General features: G+C 33.1%; 16 protein-coding genes. 10 read left to right on the top strand and 6 right to left on the bottom strand.

Annotated elements, in window-relative coordinates:
* Positions 1-55: 55 nt before the first annotated feature.
* Entirely contained in the window at positions 56-1,015 is a 960-nt protein-coding gene (locus C6368_RS08075; protein ID WP_107038678.1) for an arginase, read from the bottom strand.
* Positions 1,016-1,169: 154 nt separating this feature from the next.
* Between C6368_RS08075 and C6368_RS08070 the strand changes: the two genes are divergently transcribed.
* The 9 genes from C6368_RS08070 (at position 1,170) to C6368_RS08030 (ending at position 13,172) form a co-directional block, all read left to right on the top strand.
* On the top strand, positions 1,170-1,802 hold the full coding sequence (locus tag C6368_RS08070) for a hypothetical protein (protein ID WP_107038677.1): 633 nt from the start codon (positions 1,170-1,172) through the stop codon (positions 1,800-1,802).
* Between the two features lie 86 nt (positions 1,803-1,888).
* Complete coding sequence (locus tag C6368_RS08065) at positions 1,889-4,450, top strand: FtsK/SpoIIIE family DNA translocase (RefSeq protein ID WP_107038676.1); 2,562 nt, start codon at positions 1,889-1,891, stop codon at positions 4,448-4,450.
* 85 nt (positions 4,451-4,535) lie between these two features.
* Positions 4,536-5,174, top strand: a complete 639-nt coding sequence (locus C6368_RS08060; protein ID WP_107038675.1) for a LolA family protein — start codon at positions 4,536-4,538, stop codon at positions 5,172-5,174.
* A 217-nt stretch (positions 5,175-5,391) separates the two neighbouring features.
* Entirely contained in the window at positions 5,392-6,111 is a 720-nt protein-coding gene (locus C6368_RS08055; protein ID WP_159038509.1) for a polysaccharide biosynthesis/export family protein, read from the top strand.
* 31 nt (positions 6,112-6,142) lie between these two features.
* A complete protein-coding gene (locus C6368_RS08050) occupies positions 6,143-8,545 on the top strand; it encodes a GumC family protein (protein ID WP_107038673.1) in 2,403 nt (800 codons plus the stop codon).
* Between the two features lie 230 nt (positions 8,546-8,775).
* Complete coding sequence (locus tag C6368_RS08045; RefSeq protein WP_107038672.1) at positions 8,776-9,447, top strand: outer membrane beta-barrel protein; 672 nt, start codon at positions 8,776-8,778, stop codon at positions 9,445-9,447.
* Between the two features lie 520 nt (positions 9,448-9,967).
* A complete protein-coding gene (locus tag C6368_RS08040) occupies positions 9,968-11,413 on the top strand; it encodes an MBOAT family O-acyltransferase (RefSeq protein ID WP_107038671.1) in 1,446 nt (481 codons plus the stop codon).
* Between the two features lie 4 nt (positions 11,414-11,417).
* A complete protein-coding gene (locus C6368_RS08035) occupies positions 11,418-12,380 on the top strand; it encodes an SGNH/GDSL hydrolase family protein (RefSeq protein ID WP_159038508.1) in 963 nt (320 codons plus the stop codon).
* 117 nt (positions 12,381-12,497) lie between these two features.
* Positions 12,498-13,172: an outer membrane beta-barrel protein gene (locus C6368_RS08030; RefSeq protein ID WP_107038669.1), complete on the top strand. Its 675-nt coding sequence runs from the start codon at positions 12,498-12,500 to the stop codon at positions 13,170-13,172.
* Between the two features lie 431 nt (positions 13,173-13,603).
* Here the strand turns inward: C6368_RS08030 and hemF are convergent, their stop codons facing one another.
* The 5 genes from hemF to C6368_RS08005 form a co-directional block, all read right to left on the bottom strand.
* Positions 13,604-14,512 (bottom strand): oxygen-dependent coproporphyrinogen oxidase, encoded by a 909-nt coding sequence (hemF, locus tag C6368_RS08025; RefSeq protein ID WP_107038668.1) that lies wholly within the window; start codon positions 14,510-14,512, stop codon positions 13,604-13,606.
* A complete protein-coding gene (locus C6368_RS08020) occupies positions 14,487-16,427 on the bottom strand; it encodes a PBP1 and LysM peptidoglycan-binding domain-containing protein (RefSeq protein ID WP_159038507.1) in 1,941 nt (646 codons plus the stop codon). Before C6368_RS08020 ends, hemF begins: the two co-directional genes overlap by 26 nt.
* Positions 16,427-17,959, bottom strand: a complete 1,533-nt coding sequence (guaA, locus tag C6368_RS08015) for a glutamine-hydrolyzing GMP synthase (RefSeq protein WP_107038666.1) — start codon at positions 17,957-17,959, stop codon at positions 16,427-16,429. The genes C6368_RS08020 and guaA overlap by 1 nt, the downstream gene beginning before the upstream one ends.
* A 286-nt stretch (positions 17,960-18,245) precedes the next feature.
* Entirely contained in the window at positions 18,246-19,205 is a 960-nt protein-coding gene (locus C6368_RS08010) for a phosphoribosylaminoimidazolesuccinocarboxamide synthase (RefSeq protein WP_394336207.1), read from the bottom strand.
* Complete coding sequence (locus C6368_RS08005) at positions 19,180-20,145, bottom strand: PhoH family protein (protein WP_107038665.1); 966 nt, start codon at positions 20,143-20,145, stop codon at positions 19,180-19,182. The genes C6368_RS08010 and C6368_RS08005 overlap by 26 nt, the downstream gene beginning before the upstream one ends.
* Positions 20,146-20,528: 383 nt before the next feature.
* Between C6368_RS08005 and C6368_RS08000 the strand changes: the two genes are divergently transcribed.
* The gene (locus tag C6368_RS08000) at positions 20,529-21,389 is read left to right on the top strand and encodes an SAM hydrolase/SAM-dependent halogenase family protein (protein WP_107038664.1); all 861 of its coding nucleotides are present in this window, start codon (positions 20,529-20,531) and stop codon (positions 21,387-21,389) included.
* Positions 21,390-21,391: the final 2 nt, after the last annotated feature.

The following is a 21,391-nucleotide window of genomic DNA, read 5'->3' as shown; positions in this document are numbered from 1 at the left end:
TTATACTTGATTTAACCTGTTACATTCCTACGTAAGAACAACATTGTTTTCAATTTTATGCTTTTCTTTCAGCAACATGAATTACCTCAGTAATCAATCCATATGCTACTTCAGCCATGCGATTAGTTTTTTCGTCCAAACAAGGGTTAATTTCAACAAACTCTATACATTTTACCTTTGGGTGCTTAGCAAAATGCCTCAAAATAATTCCTGCTTCTTCAATTGATATTCCATGAGGAACTGGAGTTCCTGTCCCGTGAGATGTCAATTTAGGATCCATAGAATCCACATCAAAAGAAAGGTATATCTCGTCACAATCAGCATATTTCTCATCCAAACGTTGTAGAATTGGACGAACCCCTACTTCACGTAATTCATAAACAGAAATATTCTTAATTCCTAAACGCTCCATCAATTCAACTTCTGGGGTTTCTAGATCCCGAAGTCCTATAAAACCAAGATCTTCTGCATTAATTTTTGGTGTAATTCCACCAGTATTTTTCATTTCATTCCAAAACTTGATGGTATCGGGGTGAGGATCATTTATTTTTGATTCTAAATTATCTTCATTTAATGCTGTTGCCAAAGGCATTCCATGCATATTTCCTGTTGGTGTAGTATAAGGTGTATGTAAATCTCCATGCGCATCAACCCATAAAACACCTAATCTATTCTTTGGATTCGCAACTTTTAGCCCTGCAATTGTACCACCAGCAGAGCCATGGTCTCCAGCAATAACAACAATAAAGTCGTTCTTTTTTCTTTCCCTGCTTACAACTTCAGCCACATTTTTATAAACTGTTGCTAAACCATCAGCTCTTTTCCCCCATTGATATTTCGTAGGTTGATCCAACATGTGATTCATGGTTACCACATAATGAATTGGATACTTTGAAAACAAGAAATTCCCTGCATTGTCATCTGCAACGCGTAAAGCTCCCGGCCCAAGGCTTGCACCTCGTGTTCCTGCAGAAATTTCTGAATCGTTAATTATATATGCTATAGATTTTCCCATCACAATAGATTTCTTTAAATATTAATTGAGCAAAGATAAAAAATCATACTTAATATTCATAAAAGTAAAAACAGAACAATATCTCTTTTATGAATTCATTCTAAGGAGAAAATTTGTCTTAATTTTGTAACGGAATTTTGAACTTCAGTCTTTAATGAAAAATACTTTTACATATTTATTTTTATCCCTCTTTCTATTTGCGTGCTCAAACCAGAAAGAGGTTGTTGAATCCTTTGAGGGAAAATTAGTCTATTCCGTATCTTCAGCTCTAAACAACCCTGATAAAAGTGACAGTATCAACTACCAAGTTGTCTACGCGAAAGATTCGATGTTGAGAATTGATAGTTTTACGGCAATTGGAAAACAAATTTACATTAAGCATATCCCTAAAAACAAGGCCTATATCTTGATGGATATCGGTATTAAAAAGATAGCAATTCAAACGGTAGAAGATACAACAAAAAACGAAACCAGATATATTTTCAAAAAGAAAATGGGTAAAGAAATCCTTGCAGGACGCAAAGCAAAAAACATTAAAGTCACCGATGTAATTTACGACACCACAATGGTGATGAATTATTTGCCTGAAATCCCTTCAAAATATTCAACCGCTATAGATGGAATACCTGGCCTACCTGTAAATTACTCATTGAACGTGAGTGGAATGTGGGTTACTTATAAACTTTACTCGATTGAAGAAAGACCATTAAGCATTGATTTATTTGGAATTCCTTCCGACTATGAAATCATTACTTTAGATGAGTTTATTGAACTAATCGAGAACTAACAGTTAGTTGTGAATAGCCTTCTAGATTTTCTTTAAAACCAACGGAAGCATTCCTTATATTAGCAGAATTAATCCGTAGCAAACGAATGGCAAAAGGGAATACTTTAAAACAGAAAGACAAAAAGAAGAAAAAAGATATCAAAACCAAATCAGGTAAAAGTAAATCTTTCTCAACTTTATACGCAAAAATTGACCGCAGAAAAGCCAAGTCGATTAGTGGCGCTATACTCCTTTTACTTTCAATCTATCTATTCATTGCCTTTACTTCCTATCTTTTTAGTTGGAGAGAAGACCAAGATTTAATCGTTTCAACTACGTTTTTTGAATTCATTTTCAGCAGCCCTGATATTGAAGTAACTAATTGGTTAGGGAAATTTGGTGCATGGACTGCCCATGTTTTCATGTTTAAATGGTTCGGTTTAGCTTCGTTCGCATTCAGCTTTTTACTCATGCTATCTGGCGTTAGACTATTGCTAAACATTAGACTACTTCCATTGAGGAGAACATTCCTTGTAACATTTATTGCTATCATCTGGTTTTCAGCATTCTTAGGATTAATGACATCCAGAGTCAACTATCTTGGTGGATCATTCGGTTATGCAATAAAGGAATGGCTAAGCGCTGTCCTAGGAATTTTCGGAGCTGTACTTTTAATTCTAGTTTTGCTCTTTGTGGCTATTGTAGCACTATTTAACCCTGATTTTAAAGAGATTTTCCAAAGATATTTCCCTAAGAAAGACAGCTCCAAATCAGCCGTATCAGATCAAAATAACAACGCTTTCTTAAAAGAAGATGAAGAAGAGTTGTTGACAGATGAGGAACTCACTGTATCAGAAAATGAAGATGATTCTGATGATATCAATCTCGAAGAGGATGAAAAAAGCGAGGAAGAGGAAGAATTTCAAGTAACTTTCAAAGATGACAACCACCCTTCGGATTCTGTTGGCGAGCAGGAAGAAGCCGAAAGTGACGATGATTTCGAAGTAGTAAAACCAAATGCAGAACCTGAACCAACTTTAGTTACTCCCAAAAGTGTTATCTCAGAAAACAATGATGAAGACGACTTTTTAGTTGAAGTACCTAAAAGCGAAAAGGAGATTTCTGACACTGATTTAAATAAAATGGTAGAGGATTTTGGACCATATGATCCAAAACTTGATTTATCAAGTTACACTCCCCCAACGATTGACTTACTAAGAAAGTTTGAAAGTACGCAAGGCGGTGTAACTAAAGAAGAATTAGAACAAAATAAAGACAATATAGTCAACACTTTAGCCAACTATAAAATTGATATTGCTAAAATCAAGGCGACAATTGGACCAACGGTAACTTTGTATGAAATAGTTCCTGCGCCAGGTGTTAGAATTTCCAAAATTAAAAACTTGGAAGATGACATCGCTTTAAGTTTAGCCGCTTTAGGAATACGAATTATTGCACCTATTCCAGGAAAAGGAACGATTGGAATTGAAGTACCGAATAGTAATCCCGAAATAGTGAGCATGCGCTCTTTAATCGCATCCGAAAAATTTCAAAACTCCAAAGCTGAACTACCTATTGTTTTAGGTAAGACAATAACAAACGAAACATTTGCTTTTGACCTTGCTAAAATGCCCCACTTATTAGTCGCCGGAGCTACCGGTCAAGGTAAATCTGTAGGATTAAATGCGATATTGGTTTCCTTATTATATAAGAAACATCCATCTCAAGTGAAATTCGTTTTAATTGACCCTAAAAAGGTTGAACTTACACTCTTCAATAAAATAGAGCGTCATTTCTTAGCTAAATTACCAGACGAGGAAGAAGCGATTATTACGGACACTTCAAAAGTGGTAAATACATTGAACTCCTTATGTATTGAAATGGATGACCGTTACGACTTATTGAAATTGGCACAAACAAGAAACATTAAAGAATACAATGAAAAATTTGTCAATCGTAAATTGAATCCTGAGAACGGGCACAGATACATGCCATATATCGTGGTATTAATTGATGAGTTTGCCGATCTAATCATGACTGCTGGAAAAGAAGTAGAACACCCTATAGCACGACTCGCTCAGTTAGCTCGTGCAATTGGAATACATTTAATTGTCGCTACTCAAAGGCCATCAGTAAACGTAATTACAGGGATGATAAAAGCCAATTTCCCTGCCAGAATAGCTTTCCGAGTTTTATCAAAAATCGATTCACGTACAATTCTAGACACCTCTGGAGCTGATCAGTTAATTGGAAAAGGAGATATGTTGATTTCTACAGGTAATGAAGTCATTCGTTTACAATGTGGGTTTGTTGACACCCCTGAAGTAGAAGCAATATGTGATTTCATTGGTGAACAAAGAGGCTATCCTGACGCCATGATGCTACCTGAATATACAGGTGAAACTTCAGAAGGAAATTCTTTAGATGTTGACGATGAGTTAGACGGTAAATTCTTTGAAGCAGCACAAGTGATTGTTACACACCAGCAAGGTTCAGCCAGCTTGTTACAACGAAAATTAAAATTAGGGTACAACCGCGCAGGTAGAATTGTGGATCAACTTGAAGCCCATGGTATAATTGGACCATTTCAAGGAAGTAAAGCAAGAGATGTCCTCATCCCAACAGACGAAGCACTAAACGAACATTTGAACTCCAAAGGATTAAGATAAGCTTAAAATAAACAATATAAATCATTACATTTGCAAAATATATATTGGCACGTTTTGTGCAAATACATATTCAAAAATATAACAGATGAAATATTTAATTATCGGAATTTTATTTATAGCGACTAATTTGTTTGCACAATCAGACCAAAAGTCAGAGAAAATCTTGAATCAGATGTCTGCTGAAATTAAAAGCATGAGCTCTTTCTATATTGAGTTCACCATGAATGTTAAAAATTCGGCTACAGGCGAAGATTCTAATCAAAAAGGAGAAGGTTTTGTTAAGGGTAATAAATACTATGCTTCATTAGGTCAAAACATATTGATCTCTAATGCTGTTAAAAACTGGACAGTTGTCAAAGAAGAGAAAGTAGTTTACCAAAGTGATGTTGACCTTGACGATGATGAGGGAATGAACCCAAAAAAATTGATGACTATTTGGGAGGATGGATTTAAAAATAAGTACGACAAGGAAACTCAAATAAATGGCAAAAAAGTTCATCAAATAAGTTTATACCCAACTAATCCAAACGAAGTTAATTATCACACAATTATGCTTTATGTAGCTACCGACAACAACGAATTACAAAAAGCCATTATGAAAACCAAAGATGGCAGTACCATGACATACTCCATAGATGTTTTTGAAAAAAACAAGTCGGTTCCTGACAGTAAATTTGTTTACAACCCTCAAAACAACCCTGGTTATCAAATCATCAGAGATTAAATTTAAAATCAAAATTCAAGTGAGCTTAATCTCAGTTCGAAATAATTTAGAAGACTCTTATATAAATCAAATAAAAACATAAGAAAATAAATAAGATTTATTCAACTTTTATTAAGTATATTTGCCCACTTATATATATACTATGTTAAAAATACCCTCTATATTAATCTTCCTTGGCTTTGCTATCCTGCTTGGATCTTGTGGTACACGTGAAAAAATGATATACTTCCAAACAAGTAATCAAGACAGTCTTGCACAAGACAGTGTAAAACAAAACATGCAATTTACCCCAACTCTAAAACCTGATGACTTCTTATCTGTTGTAATAACAGCTAACGATCCTGAAAGTGTTATTCCTTTTAATTACCCTGAATCAGGTGGAGGAAGACCTCTAAATCAAGGTTACATGACTGGTAATGCAGCAAAATCCGGATACCTAATAGACCCTGATGGAATCGTTAACCTACCTGTTTTAGGAAAAATCAAACTAGGAGGTTTAAGTAGAACTGTTGCAACAGATATTTTAGAAAAGAGATATGCACTTTATCTTAAAAACCCTGTTGTAAACATTCAAATTCAGAATTATAAAATTACAGTTCTTGGAGATGTTAATAGACCAGGTACTTACAATATTCCTAATGAGCGAATTACATTACTAGAAGCTATAGGTTTATCTGGAGATTTAGATATAACAGGAGAACGTGAAAACGTTTTAGTTATAAGAGAAGAAAATGGTAAAAGAGCGCAGTACAGAATTAATTTAAAAACCGATGAAGTTTTTAGCTCACCAGTGTACTACTTACAACAAAATGATGTTGTATATATAGAGCCTAACACAGCAAAAAGGACTCAAGGAACGGTATGGAGAACATCAGGTGGTATATTTATATCATTAGTAGCTCTAATACTAACAACGTACACAATAGTATTTAATTAATAAGATTTTATCTAATTAGCAACTTAATATAATGCAACAGCAAATTTTTGAACAACAAACTGATGACAATGTCAATTTTCAGGAAACAGTAGGTAAATATCTACAACATTGGAAATGGATCGTAGCAATTACAATATTATTTGTTGGTATTGCCTTTTTATACCTAAAAGGTGAACCCTCTATCTACCAAAGTACTTCAACAGTTTTGGTAAAGGATGATAAAAGAGGTGGATTAGTTACAGATATTGACTTATTTGCAGAGCTTGGCGGATCAAGAGGATATTCAAATCTTTATAATGAAATTGAAGTCTTTAAATCTAGAGACTTGGTGAAGAAAGTAGTCCAATCACTACAATTAAACACACAAATCACAAAGACTGGAGGACCCTTAAGTGCTAATACATATTACTATACTGATGACTCTCCTTTCAAATTTAATTTTATTGATTCTACTGTAGATCATTATACTCGAAATTATTCTATAGATATATCACAAGTTAATAATGAAACATTTGTTGCTCACCAGAATTTCAACGAGAACGGATCGCTAGTAAATAAACTCTTAGGAGAATTCAAGTTTAATCAAGCATTTGAAACCATAGGAGGGAAAATAAACGTTAGTAAAACGGAAAATTTCGGTGATATCCATAAAGGAGAGCACTTCAATTTTAAGGTTTCAACTTTAGAATCAGCTACCAATAGATGGAAGTCTAAATTCGAAGTTACACCTTCCATAAGTAAAGAAGCTTCTGTATTAACCTTATCGGCACAGGGTTTAATGAAACAAGCAAACAATGATTTCCTTAATCAGATTATTGTTATACATGAACAAAATGCTATTGCTGACAAAAACGAAATCACTAAAAATACAAGTGAATTTATTGCTGAAAGAATGATAATTCTGTCAGAAGAGTTATCAAAAGTAGAAGGTGTAAATGAGAAATTCAAAACAGATAATCAACTCGTAGACGTTGAGAAAAACGCTTCTATTATATTACAACAAGAGAGTATTATAGAGGACAGGATTATACAATCAAACATACAATTAAGTATGTCTGAATATTTAAAAGAATATCTTGAAAAGAATTCTGACAATACAACTTTACTTCCTTCCAATTTAGGATTTAGTGACTTGTCCATTAACCAAATGTCATCTGATTATAACAAGCTTATTTTAGATCGAAATAAAATAATTACAAATTCAAGTAAAAACAATCCAATTGCCATTCAACTTGAAAGCCAAATTAATTCTGTTAAGAACAGTTTGACTCAAAGTTTAAACAATTCCAAAAGAAGCCTTCAGTTAGAATTAAAAGAACTAAAGAAGGAGTCTAGAAAATATAATAGCAGGTTGTCTGACATTCCAGAAATGGAAAGAAGATATAGAGAAATTCTACGTCAACAAAATCTTAAGGAAACCTTATATTTATATCTTTTGGAAAAAAGAGAGGAAAATGAGATTGCAATGGCTTCTACAATTGGTAATGTAAAAACTATTGATGTTGCTTATGCGAATTCGAAACCTGTAGGACCTAAAAGAGAAATCATTTTCATTTCTGCCTTAATATTAGGTTTGCTAGTACCTATCTTATTTATTTACATTAGAGACTTAATCGACAATAAAATTAGAAGTGTTGAAGAATTGGAAGCCACAGAAATTTCAGTTGTTGGAGATATACCACTTAATAAAACCAAGGATAACTTAGTTACAAAAAAAGGAGAAAGAACGATCATTTCAGAAGCCTATCGAATGGTAAGAACGAATATGAAGTTTCTTTTGGAAAACAAGGCTGATATAGGAAATGTTATTTTTCTTAGTTCAACATTACCGAGTGAAGGTAAATCATTCACTTCTATAAACTTAGCTAACTCTTTATCACTAACAAACAAGAAGGTTGTTCTAGTTGGTTTAGACCTTCGTGCTCCTAAGTTATCTGAATATTTAAACCACGAAGAGACCCTTTTAGGAGTTTCTAACTATTTAGCAAATTCAGACATTGATCTTGATTCAATAATTTACCCGGGAAGTGGTGATATTAATTTTGATTATATTTTCTCGGGAGATATTCCTCCTAACCCAAGTGAGTTATTGACTAGACCAAGATTAACAGATCTTTTTGCTGAATTAAAAACAAAATACGATTACATTATTGTTGATACCTCTCCTATGGCTCTAGTAGTCGATACAATATCTATTCTTGATCATGCCGACTTATTGTTATATGTTGTAAAGGCTGACTTTGCCCATAAAAATTCTTTAAATCTTCCTTTGAATCTTAAAAGAGAAAAAAAGGTAGGAAATATCGCGTTTATCTTCAATGGAAGTAATCGCAAAAAGGCAGGGTACGGCTATGGTAAATATGGGTATGGATATGGACAAACTTATGGATCCAATCAGGAAGAGAAAAAATGGTATCAATTTTTCAAACGTTAATACCTCTTACTATCAATTGATTATAAAATAATTGAAATATTTATTCAATTATTTTGATGTATCAGCTTTGACAACTAGGTTTATTAACATATATTTGTAAGGAATAAAGAATAATACTATAGTATTAGGTAGTACAAAGAAAAAAATACTAATTTTGCGCAGTATAAAAGCTATAATTACAAAGCTCGTTATACCAAAAAGTTTAAAAAACAATATTAATTAAAAAAACCATGAAGAAAATTTCTATTCTATTATTGCTTTCAATCTTCGTATTTACAGCAAAGGCACAAACGGGTCCTCAAATGGCTATGGGTAACCTAAAAGTAAATTGGTATAAAATTGGATGGTTCCTTGACGCCAATGCAGGAGGAAGATTTTTAGGTCAAACATCTGATATCGCAGATATGTCTGCAGGTCCAAGTTTCAATGCTGGTTTAGGGTATTTCTTCAATGATAAAATCGCACTTAAAGGAAGGTTAGATTACAACCAATTTTCAGCCTCCTATGGAAATGTAACAGACCGTTCAGGATCTATTGCAGGATCTGCTGAAGTTATGGTAAGATTATTACAAGTATTTGCAAATAAAAGAGCTCGTGATTTCTCTTTAAACCTTCATGCTGGAGCTGGTTTAACTGCTCTACGTAATCCATCATACAAAGATTTCCTTGAATCAAAATATGATGACTATAAAGGTAAATTATTCCCTGCGGATAACATGGGGCACATTATTGTTGGTATTACACCTCAGTATCATTTTAATTCAAGATTATCTATTAACCTGGATATAAGCCAATTCTCTCAATTCAAACAACATAAAACTTATGATAAACATAACTATGTTGATACTAAGAGTGTAACTGGAATAGTTTCTACAACAATAGGACTGACATTCAGACCATAATATAATTGAGATCTTCAAAAGAAGATTTACAACAATAAAATCGATATTAGAACGACAAATTAATTTGAAGTTCTGATATCGATTTTTTTATTTGATCTATTTACAAGTAATTAAATGAAGGAATGGATCATGACAGTCTATAAAAAGTATTACTCAAAATAGCTGCATAACACATTAGAAGAAGGACAACCTTTCATAAGTAAGGTAAGAAATACGGTTAATATAGGGTAGGAATTTTATTGTCAAGTTAACCAAAGTCAATTTAACACTTGAAGCTTACAACTATTCAAAGGCAAATGTCTTTTTAGAATGTAATGAAACCAAACTATATCTTTAGCACAATTAGCACAGTAGATGGTAAAATAATAAGATGTAATTGCAATTACTTTCTAATTCATATATTCTAAACGTATATATATCAGAAAAATACATTACATTTAATCCCGAATTTTTTTACTTAATATTGATCTAATAATCGCTAGTTGTTCTTAATAGCACCTTTAGAAAAAATCTATTTAACATGCTTTTTAACTCGTTAGACTTTGCAATATTTTTACCAATAGTTTTTATACTTTATTGGTTTGTAACCAACAATAATTTGAGGTTACAAAATTTATTGATTGTAGTTTCGAGCTATGTATTTTACGGCTGGTGGGATTGGAGGTTTTTATCCCTAATTATTTTCAGTACTCTGATTGACTACCTAATAGGTCGTAAACTAATAATAGAAGAACGAATTCCTCAAAGAAAACTGCTCTTATGGATTAGTATTATTGTAAATCTAGGATTCTTAGGTTTCTTTAAATACTACAATTTCTTTGTAGATAATTTCATCACTGCTTTTTCATTATTCGGAACAGAAATAAAGGCGAATACACTGAATATTATCTTACCAGTAGGAATCAGTTTTTATACTTTTCAAACATTGAGCTACACAATAGATGTTTACAAGAGAAAGCTGGAACCAACAAAAGATTTCATTGCTTTTTCGGCCTTTGTAAGCTTCTTCCCTCAACTCGTTGCTGGACCAATCGAAAGAGCTACGAATTTGCTACCACAATTTTATATCAAACGAATCTTTAATAGTTCTTTTGCATTAGAAGGGATAAGGCAAATTATGTGGGGACTTCTAAAAAAGATGGTTATTGCTGACAATTGTGCCGTAATAGCGAATTCCGTATTTTCCAATTATAATGATGTAAGTGCTTCTACATTATTTTTCGGTGCCATCATGTTTACATTTCAAATATATGGTGATTTTTCTGGATATTCTGACATCGCAATAGGAACAGGGAAATTATTTGGATTTGACTTAAAGAAAAACTTTGCTTATCCATATTTATCAAGAGATATAGCAGAATTCTGGAGACGCTGGCACATCTCACTATCAACATGGTTTAGAGATTATGTATATATACCATTAGGTGGTTCAAGGGATGGTAAGAATAAAGCCTTCCGAAATACAATAATTATCTTTTTGGTAAGTGGGTTTTGGCATGGAGCAAATTGGACTTTTATCGTATGGGGTGCATATCATGCAATTCTATTTTTACCTCTAGTACTCCTAAATAAAAACCGTAAATTTTTAACCCCTGTAGCCGAAAATAAAACTTTTCCAACGCTCAAGGAATTAATGCAGATATTATGTACTTTCCTATTAGTTGTTATTGGTTGGATAATTTTTAGATCAGAATCAATTAACGATGCATACATGTATATATCTAGAATGTTTTCTAGTAGTATTCTTTCAATTCCAACCTTTGTCGGACCAAACAATACTACAGCTATGATTTCACTATTCTATATTTTAATCATGATCTTGTTTGAATGGAAATACCGTAAAGATCATTTCGTTTTTGAATCTTCTAAATCACAAGTTTCTATGATGTTCAGCACTATATTTATTGTAGTTTCAATCTATTACTTTAGTGGCAGTTCTTCTGATTTTATTTATTTCCAATTTTAATAAAATGAAAAACTTAATTTTACAAATAGGATATATCGTTTTAGGATTAATAATTAGTTATTTTATTACTACTTTAATAATCCCCATAGTTACAGATGATACTAAACGTTTAACATTGATTAATAAATGGTCAAATGATGATGATTTAATTCCTGAAATTGTAATATTTGGAGACAGTAAGGCAATGACAGGAATTGATGGATATTTAATTTCTAAAAAATTCAATAATGCATCTGTGGCATCATTTACAAGCCTTGGACAGTCCCTTTCCGAATCAGCACTATTCTATCCAAAACTTAAGGAAGGAACTAAAGTTGTAATACAATGTCTTGACGTTAATAAAATTTCAAAGTCTCTCAAACTAAATAATAAAAAAGCGAGTCGTCTAATTCTAACTGGTTTTGAATACGATCCAAATGATAGCAGCCTACTATCTGAAAAAGCACAAAACACGATAAGCGCAAACAAATTATTAGCTACTTACAATTCAAAAAGTTTTTTGAAACAAGGTATCCACACCTATTTACGAACGATTTTGGAACCCAATGCACTTTCTGAAAATATTTATGATTTAACTTATCCATATTTGTACAACTATGAACGAGCTCCCCAAAAAGAGTATGATAAATTTCTGAGGAATTATTCAAATCGTAAAATTAAAGACACTTTAAAAATAAACAAAGAGGTTATTGAAAAACTAATACTCGCCTCCCAATATTTTAGGTCCAAGAACGTGGAGTTCGTAATTGTCTTTATGCCTTTTTCCCCAATAGGTTTTGACTATCTACCTAAAGATTACAGTAAGAAAATAAAGGAATTCCAAAAAGAAATTGGTGTAAAGGTTTTGGACTATACTAATTTGCTTCAGGATGAATATTTTGTGGATCCAACACATCCCAATAGAGCTGGAGCAAAGATTATTACCGAAAAAATGGTCCATGCTATAAAAGATAACCAAAATAATTGAAATCTAAGATATTAAAGGTTATTTCTCATTTTTCTACAAAAAAGAATATTAACTTTACAAAAATGTTAAACAAGAAAACCAATAACTTTAAATAAAACACATCAAATTTTTTTAATCATGAAAAAAACAGCTATTCTACTACTTCTATCTGTCATTGCATTCTCTGCTGTAGCGCAGTCAGGCCGAGAAAATTCAAACAGTAATAATTCTGTTAATTGGCACAAAACTGGCCTGTTCCTAGATTTAAATGCTGGAGCAAGATACTTAGGAGAAACGTCAGCAATCGCAGAAATGTCAGCAGGACAAAGCTTTAACGCAGGACTTGGTTACTACTTCAATGACATAATAGGTGTTAAAGGTAGATTAGATTACAACCAGTTTAAAGCCACTTACAATGGCGTTATTGACAGATCGTTTTCTGTAGGAGCTTCCGCAGAAGTAATGCTGAGACTTATACAATTGCTAGGAGAAAAGAAATCGAGAAAGTTCTCTTTGAATTTTCATGCAGGTGCGGGGTTAACTACCTTGCGTAATCCATCATTTATAGACTTTAGAAAGGAAAATGGTATTGCAGATTCTGAAAAATTCATTACAAACCAAGATGATATTGGACACATAATTCTAGGTTTGACTCCACAATTTCATTTAAACCAAAAATGGTCAATTAATTTAGATGTTAGTCACTTCACACAATTCAGTCAAGGTGTTACTTATGATACTGATAACTTAATAAGTTCAAAAAATGTAACTGGGATAATTAGTACTACAGTTGGTTTGACATTTAGACCATAAAAATGTACCAACAATTCTGAATACCTTTTTATTTGAAAATCGATATATATGTTAAGGAAATACTAACATGTATATCGATTTTTTAGTTTACACATTGAAGGTTCTAAGCCATATTGATAGACATTATAAAGAAAAGTACAATTCAGAAAATTCAGGTACATTTACGTAAGATACGTAATAATGTACCTCTTTCGTGAGCTGTTCAATTCAATTAGGCTCTAAGTTTTGAATTAATTACACAATTAAGCATTGCTTTCATAACATCCTTTCACCCGTCTAAAGATCCTTCAATAACATTCTGCATACAATAAAGGAAACCAACAATGAATTTCATAATGACGATTTGGTCTACCAAAAAGTTCAGATAATATACAATTCAAGTAATAGCAACTCTCGGGAATTAGAAATTATAGTTTTAGGAACAACAGTAGCTATTTAGAAGCCAAATTAAGCCAATCAACATCCTTTTTCAACCAATTTAGGGTTTCTTGTTCTTTAGAGCCTTTCTCAGCTTTAAAATCATAAAACCAAGATGCATTTTTAGGTAAACTCATCAGAATAGATTCAATTCTACCACCTGTTTTTAATCCGAACTTTGTTCCTCTATCATGAACTAAATTAAATTCAACATAACGTCCTCTTCGCAGGTTTCGCCATTCTTCATTTTCAGTTGTAAAAGAAGGTGAGCGGTCAAATTCAATTTGATCAGCATAAACCTTAGGAAATAATTCTCCTAGATCTATTGCAAAATCTAAAAGCCCTTCTTTCGATAAACCATCTTTATCAGTTAAATGGTCGTAAAAGATACCTCCTACTCCTCTTGTTTCGTTTCTGTGTGGAATGTAAAAATAATCATCTGCCAAAGTTTTGAATTTTGAGTAGAATTCTGAATTATATTTATCACATACTTTTTTCAGCTCTTGATGGAACATTTGAGCTTTGGGAAAGTCAATATAGTGCGGCGTCATATCTATACCACCTCCAAACCAATAAACACCAGTATCCATTTCAAAATAACGAACATTCATATGCATTATTGGGTGAAAAGGATTCTTTGGGTGAATAACAATTGAGACTCCTGTAGCAAGAAAATCATTACCATCGAGCCCAAGTTGATTCTTCATTACTTCAGAGACCGGTCCATGTACAGCCGAGAAATTTACTCCGCCTTTTTCAATGATAGCTCCATCGGAAAGGATTCGTGTTCTTCCGCCACCACCTTCTTCACGGACCCAATTGTCTTCATGAAATTTCGCTACACCATCTAGTTCTTCAAGTTTTTTACAAATATAATCTTGAACTGACTTTAACCTATTAATTACCTCCTCTTTGTTTAACATCAAACTTATTGGTATTTGAAATGATTTCTAACAATATAATTTCAAAATCACTTTGTTTTGAAATGAATACGCTTGAATTTTCACTACCGTGATTTCCTCCGAGAGACTGAACATCAAAACTATCCATTAATCCATTATCTCTGCTATATCCAAGTAACAGTGAAGACCCTTGTGATAACATCACATCAAAACCATGAAAGGCATACTTAGATGGATCAGATTTATATTTTAAACGGTACTCTCTCGTGAATTCCTTTACTTCTGGAGAATCATAATTCAAATAATTGGCAGCAGGAAAATGGAACTCAAAACGGTTTCTATAGTAACTATTTAAGGCCGGAATTTCTAACCAATTATTTAAACCAACCATAGTAACAGATGCTCGTCCGTAACTACCACTGTAGTTTTTCGCAGCATTAAGTGTATTCACAAACTTCATTACTTGTTGTACATCATTAGAAAGGCAAATAATAAAGTTATTACCATCTGTTTGAATAAGGTTCACTAAAGTTCTACCTGAGGCATCACCCATTCCTGAAGACTTTAGTGATTTTCTACCTACCAAAGGTTGACTCTTCTCAAACGCATCCTTAAAATATTGAACTCTTTCTCTTACTTCTGTATTTTCACCATCAATAATTACAATATTGTCATTTACATGATTTTTAGCTAAATATCTTGCCATTGCACTGATCATAGTTAATTCTGAAGGAACCATAGAAAGAACGTAAGGGTTATTTTCTAAGACTTTAGTTGGTATTTTGGTAACGGCCACAATTGGAACCTTATTATTCATTCCCCACTGCGCCGCATAGTCTAAAAGCTGAGGATAAAATGGCCCAATCACTACATCAATATCGTTTGCATTTCTACTGTCCAACTTTTCTTTTAACTTATCTAAATCCCCATAAGTATCAAAAAACTCAACATCAGCATTCAAACCTAATTTTTCTAGTGAATCTAAGGCTAATTGAGCGCCCATTAAAAATTCAACTGATAAATTGGTTAGCGTATTTAGCGAAGTAGTCTCAGTAAACATTCCAGATATAGCTTGAGAATTTGAACCCAACTTCATCGGCAAAGCAACCAGTACTTTATATTTATTTTTTTTCTTCACCAAGTGGACATTGGATTTTTTGATTGTATTCAAATTCACCAATTCTCGAACCTCAACTTCTTCAATTCTCTCCTGTTTTAATTTAATTGTTAATATTTGTCCTGGACTTATTGAACTACCAGACAAATTATTTTGTTCAACTAATTGCTCAACAGGAACCATAAATCTTCTAGAAATCGAATATAGCGTCTCCCCTTGTTGAACCTTATAGTTTACGATACTGTCCTTGAAGTCAACTTTGTAATCGATCACGGTAACTGAATCCTTTTTGAACGGATTGTGTGGTTCAAAATCTTTTGGTTTAGTTTTTTCTTCTGAAGTTTTTTCTTCCTTAGTTTCCTTGATTTTATCTTCTGCAATTAATGGTTTTTCTTCTTCCTTAGATGGAAAAGGAATTTTAAGCTCTTGTTTAATATCTAGACCTTGATCAGAACCTGGGTTCAATCGAATTATCTCAGCCACAGTTACTCCATATTCACGAGAAATACCGTAAAGTGTTTCTTTTCGCTTTACCGTATGAATTCTGAATTTATCTTGAGTTTCCGTCTTTGCGGAGCTACCGTCTGTTGGAATATAAAGAATTTGTCCTACCTGCAAACCTTCTTTTGCAGTAGGATTAAATTTAATAATAGACTCTATAGTTACATCATATTTAATATGTAATCCATATAAAGTATTCCCTGCTTCAACAGCATGAACCTTAAATAATTTACCATCTCTAGTTTCTTGTCCAATTTCTTGAGACAAAGCAGCAAAAGAGGCGCTTAAAAATATAACTAATACTATTAAAATTCTCATTATTCCCATTCAATTGTTGCAGGTGGTTTAGAACTGATATCGTATGTTACACGATTAATTCCTTTGACCTGATTAATTATTTTATTTGATATTTTACCTAATACTTCATAAGGTAAATGACACCAATCTGCAGTCATTCCATCAGTTGAAGTCACAGCACGAAGCGCAACAGCATTTTCGTAAGTTCTTTCATCTCCCATTACACCAACTGTGTTTACAGGTAAGAAAATTGCTCCAGCTTGCCAAACATCATCATATAAGCCAGCGGCTTTTAATTCGCCAATAAAAACTGAATCTACTTCCTGAAGAATCGCAACCTTATCTGGGGTTACTTCTCCTAAAATTCTAATTCCTAAACCAGGACCAGGAAAAGGATGTCTTCCCAAAATTGTTGGAGAAATACCTAATGATTTTCCTACTCTTCTAACCTCATCTTTAAATAAAGATTTTAAAGGTTCAACAACTTTTAATTTCATATAATCTGGCAATCCCCCCACATTATGGTGAGATTTAATAGTTTGCGACGGTCCTCCTGTTACACTTACAGACTCAATAACATCTGGGTATATTGTTCCTTGTCCTAACCATTTTGCGTTTTCAACTAATTTAGATTCTTGGTCAAAGACATCTACAAACACCTTGCCGATTGCTTTTCTTTTTTCTTCAGGATCTGTTAATCCTTTCAAAGCAGAGTAGAATTCCTCTGAGGCATCAACTCCTTTAACATTAAGTCCCATCCCTTTATAGCTTTCTAAAACTTCAGAATATTCGTTTTTACGTAATAAACCGTTATTTACAAAAATACAATGAAGGTTGGTTCCTATTGCATGGTGAAGTAATGTTGCAGCTACAGATGAATCAACCCCACCTGACAAACCTAAAATCACTCTATCATCACCTAATTGTTCTTTCAGTGCTTCAACAGTAGAATCTACAAATGCATCTGGAGTCCAATCCTGGTTACAACCTGCGATTGTTACTACAAAATTAAAAATCATTGTTGCTCCATCAGTTGAATGATAAACCTCTGGATGGAATTGAATTCCGTATGTTTTTTCTCCTTGAATTGAGTATGCCGCATTTTTCACATCTGCTGTACTCGCAATCACGTCAAAATCTGAAGGCAATAGTTTAATAGAATCTCCGTGCGACATCCACACCTGTGAATTTTCAGAAATTCCTTTCAATAAATCACTTGTGTTGTCATGAGAAACAATATTCGCTCTACCATACTCTCTTGTATCTGAAGCTGCTACTTCTCCCCCAAAATTGTGGGCCATAAATTGAGCACCAAAACAAACTCCCAAAAGTGGAACTTTACCTTTGATTTTTGATAAATCGATCTTCGGTGATTTTTCATCTCTCACAGAAAACGGGCTTCCTGAAAGGATTACACCTTTAATATTACTTGTGATTTCTGGGCATTTATCCCATGGGTGAATCTCACTATAAACATTCAGTTCTCGCACTCTTCTTGCTATGAGTTGCGTATATTGTGAACCAAAATCTAGAATTAAAATCGTGTCTTGCATGGCGCAAAGATAATAAACCGTTCAATCGACACCTAAGTAATTTTTACTTTTTAACTTCTTAAAACAGAAAGATTTTAATTTTATTGATTTTCAGGGTGTTTCCTTACTATTAGAATCTGCATAAGTTTCCATTTTTTGACAATTAGAATCCTTTAAAAACTATTCTTATCAAAAAAAATCACCCTTTCTCCTCAATAAATGAAAAAAGGGTGATCAAAATTTAAAATACTTGTTTGAAACTATGTTCGATGTGCATAACTTGTAATCAAACAAGCGTTACATATTTCTATTTAATAATCTTTTTATCATTTAAAGAATCTACAGTATTCTTCATGATACGCTCATTAATATTCGTTGTATTTGCTTTTACAAACCCACTTCCCGTTATTTTTTCAAAAAGTTCGATATATCTTTCCGTGATTAACGCTATAAAATCTTTAGGTATTTCAGGCATTTTTTGCCCTTCAAGACCTTGAAAGTCATTTTCGATTAACCATTGACGAACAAACTCTTTACTTAATTGACGTTGTTGTTCATTGTTACGCTGCCTTTCCTCATAGCCTTCAGCATAAAAGTAACGAGATGAATCAGGGGTATGAATTTCATCCATCAACATTATGGATCCATCTTTCATTCCAAATTCATACTTCGTATCTACCAAAATAAGCCCTCTATCCGCAGCCATTTCAGTTCCTCTTTCGTACAAAAGATGAGTGTATTTTTCCAGTTGCGAATAAACTTCTTCAGTTGCATAACCTTTACTTAGAATCTCATCCCTTGTTATATCTTCATCATGACCTTCAACAGCTTTAGTTGACGGAGTTATGATTGGTTGAGGAAACTTATCATTTTCTTTCATTCCTTCTGGCATTTCAACACCGCAAAGAATTCTTCTTCCTGCACTATACTCTCTCCAAGCATGACCTGTTAAATAACCGCGAATTACCATTTCAATACGAATAGGGTCACATCTGTAACCTACTGCAACATTAGGATCAGGAACATCCATTAACCAGTTTGGTAAAATATCTTCCGTAGCTTTAAGGAAGTGAGTTGCTACTTGATTCAACACTTGTCCTTTATAAGGAATTCCTACTGGTAAAATATGATCAAATGCAGAGATTCTATCAGATGCAATCATCACTAAATGATCCTCACCTATAAAATAGACATCTCTTACCTTACCTTTGTACACTTCCCTTTGTTCAGGAAAATTAAAATCAGTTTTTGTCAGACTTTTCATCATTGTTTTTTTGTTCTTCGAATGCTTCAATAATTTGTTTCACTAATTTATGTCGGATAACGTCATTCTTATTTAGACGCACCACGCCAATTCCATCTATTTCCCCTAAGGTATCAATTGCATAGATTAATCCAGACTTTTGTCTTGATGGCAAATCAATTTGAGATGCATCCCCTGTAATTACAAAACTGGCAGTCTTTCCCATACGGGTTAAAAACATTTTCATTTGATTTACAGTGGTGTTTTGAGCTTCATCAAGAATAACAAAGGCCTTATCCAAAGTTCTACCTCTCATAAATGCTAATGGCGCTATTTCCACTGTACCGTATTCTATAAAATCAACTAATTTTTCAGGAGGAATCATATCGCGAAGCGCATCATAAAGAGGCATCATGTATGGGTCAAGCTTTTCTTTCATATCTCCAGGCAAGAAACCCAAGTTCTCTCCTGCTTCAACAGCTGGACGGGTTAAGATGATTCTCTTTACCTGTTTATTTTTCAATGCCCTCACAGCACAAGCAACAGCAGTATAAGTTTTTCCGGTTCCTGCTGGTCCAACCGCAAAAACCATTGCATTTTGGTTGATTGACTCTACAAGTTTACGTTGATTAAAAGTTCTGGCTTTTATTTTATTACCTCCCACCCCATGAAGAATAATTTCAGAACCGTCTCCAGACATCATTTCTAGCGGATCCTCCACCATCATATTGTCAATATTGTTTTCAGTCAATCCTCCATACTTCTCAATATGCTGAATTAATTGAGAAAGTTTAGCTTCGAAAATCTCCACCAAGCTCTCTTCACCTTCAACAGTAATCACATTTCCACGTGCATTTATCTTTAAATCTGAAAAATAAATTTTTATCAGTTTAAGTTTTGAATTATTAATCCCGAGTAACTCTAAAGGATTAATCCTTTCAATTTCAATTTTCCGTTCTAGCAATATTTTAGTTTTTATAATCTGTTCTCAAAATTAATGTAATTTTCATTGTTTTAAAATAAAATTGAAATTCAAAAAATAATTAATGGTAATTAGTGCATGATCGAAAACAAACGAATTTAATAATTTACAGAAATTCCGATTAATGTTCTACCACACGCTTAAATAAACACCCGATGATCAACCACTAACAACAAACAACATTAGATTAATATCCATCAATATATCCCTTGAAAAGTAGTGAAAAATAAATTTTAAACTTAGTTTTTTTTATTCATTATTTAAAATTTAAATCAACAAAGAATTTACCTATTAAACTCTTCTGTATTCTCGAAATTAAAGCTAATTTTGAAAACTATACAAAGCAAAATGGGGATAAAATAAAAATGGGGATAATCACTCTTACAACAGACATGGGATTAAGTGACTATTATGTCGCTTCTTTAAAAGGAAAACTATTGAGTTTATTACCAACGGTCCAAATAATTGACATTTCTCATTTTGTAAGTCCATTTAAGATTACTCAAGCCGCTCATTTATTAAAAAATTGTATTAACGACTTCCCAGAAAATACGGTTCACATTATAGGTGTTGATGCAGAACCATTAATAAATTTCAATCAACCAGAGGAAAGTATATACCCCACAATAATAAAATTTAAAGGTCAGTACTTTTTAGGTGCAGACAACGGTTTCTTTAGTTTATTATTGGGAAGTAAAAAACCAGAGGGAATGTGGAGATTGGAAGATGTTCTTTCACGACCTGAATTAATGAATTTCCCAACCAAGAACATACTAGTTCCAGCAGCATGTAAAATAATTGATGGCACCCCATTTGAAAATTTTTGTAGTCCTGTGGAAAGCATTAGGAAAGCCATCCCCCTTTCTCCTGTCATCGATGGGCATACTTTAAAAGGAGCAGTTTCCTACATTGACCATTATGGAAACATTATCACCAACATCTCTAAACAAGATTTTCAGCGTGTTGGTAAAAACATTCCTTTTGTAATTTATTTCCGTCAAAAAGAATACTACATTGACGTAATCTCATTGGGTTACAATGAAGTTCCTGCGGGTGAAAAAATAGCGATATTTAATGACAGTGGTTATCTAGAAATAGCCATAAACAAAGGAACTCCTGAAAATGGAGGGGGCGCCAATTCATTGTTTGGACTCCGTGTGGGAGATATCATCAGAATTGAATTCACACCTCGTGGTTCCAGAACTACAATTGATTCACTATTCTAAAA

The sequence above is a fragment of the Brumimicrobium mesophilum genome (assembly GCF_003025005.1).
Lineage (GTDB): Bacteria > Bacteroidota > Bacteroidia > Flavobacteriales_D > Crocinitomicaceae > Brumimicrobium > Brumimicrobium mesophilum.
The sequence above is the reverse complement of the archived record's forward strand: the minus strand, read 5'-3'. Positions and strand labels throughout refer to the sequence as shown.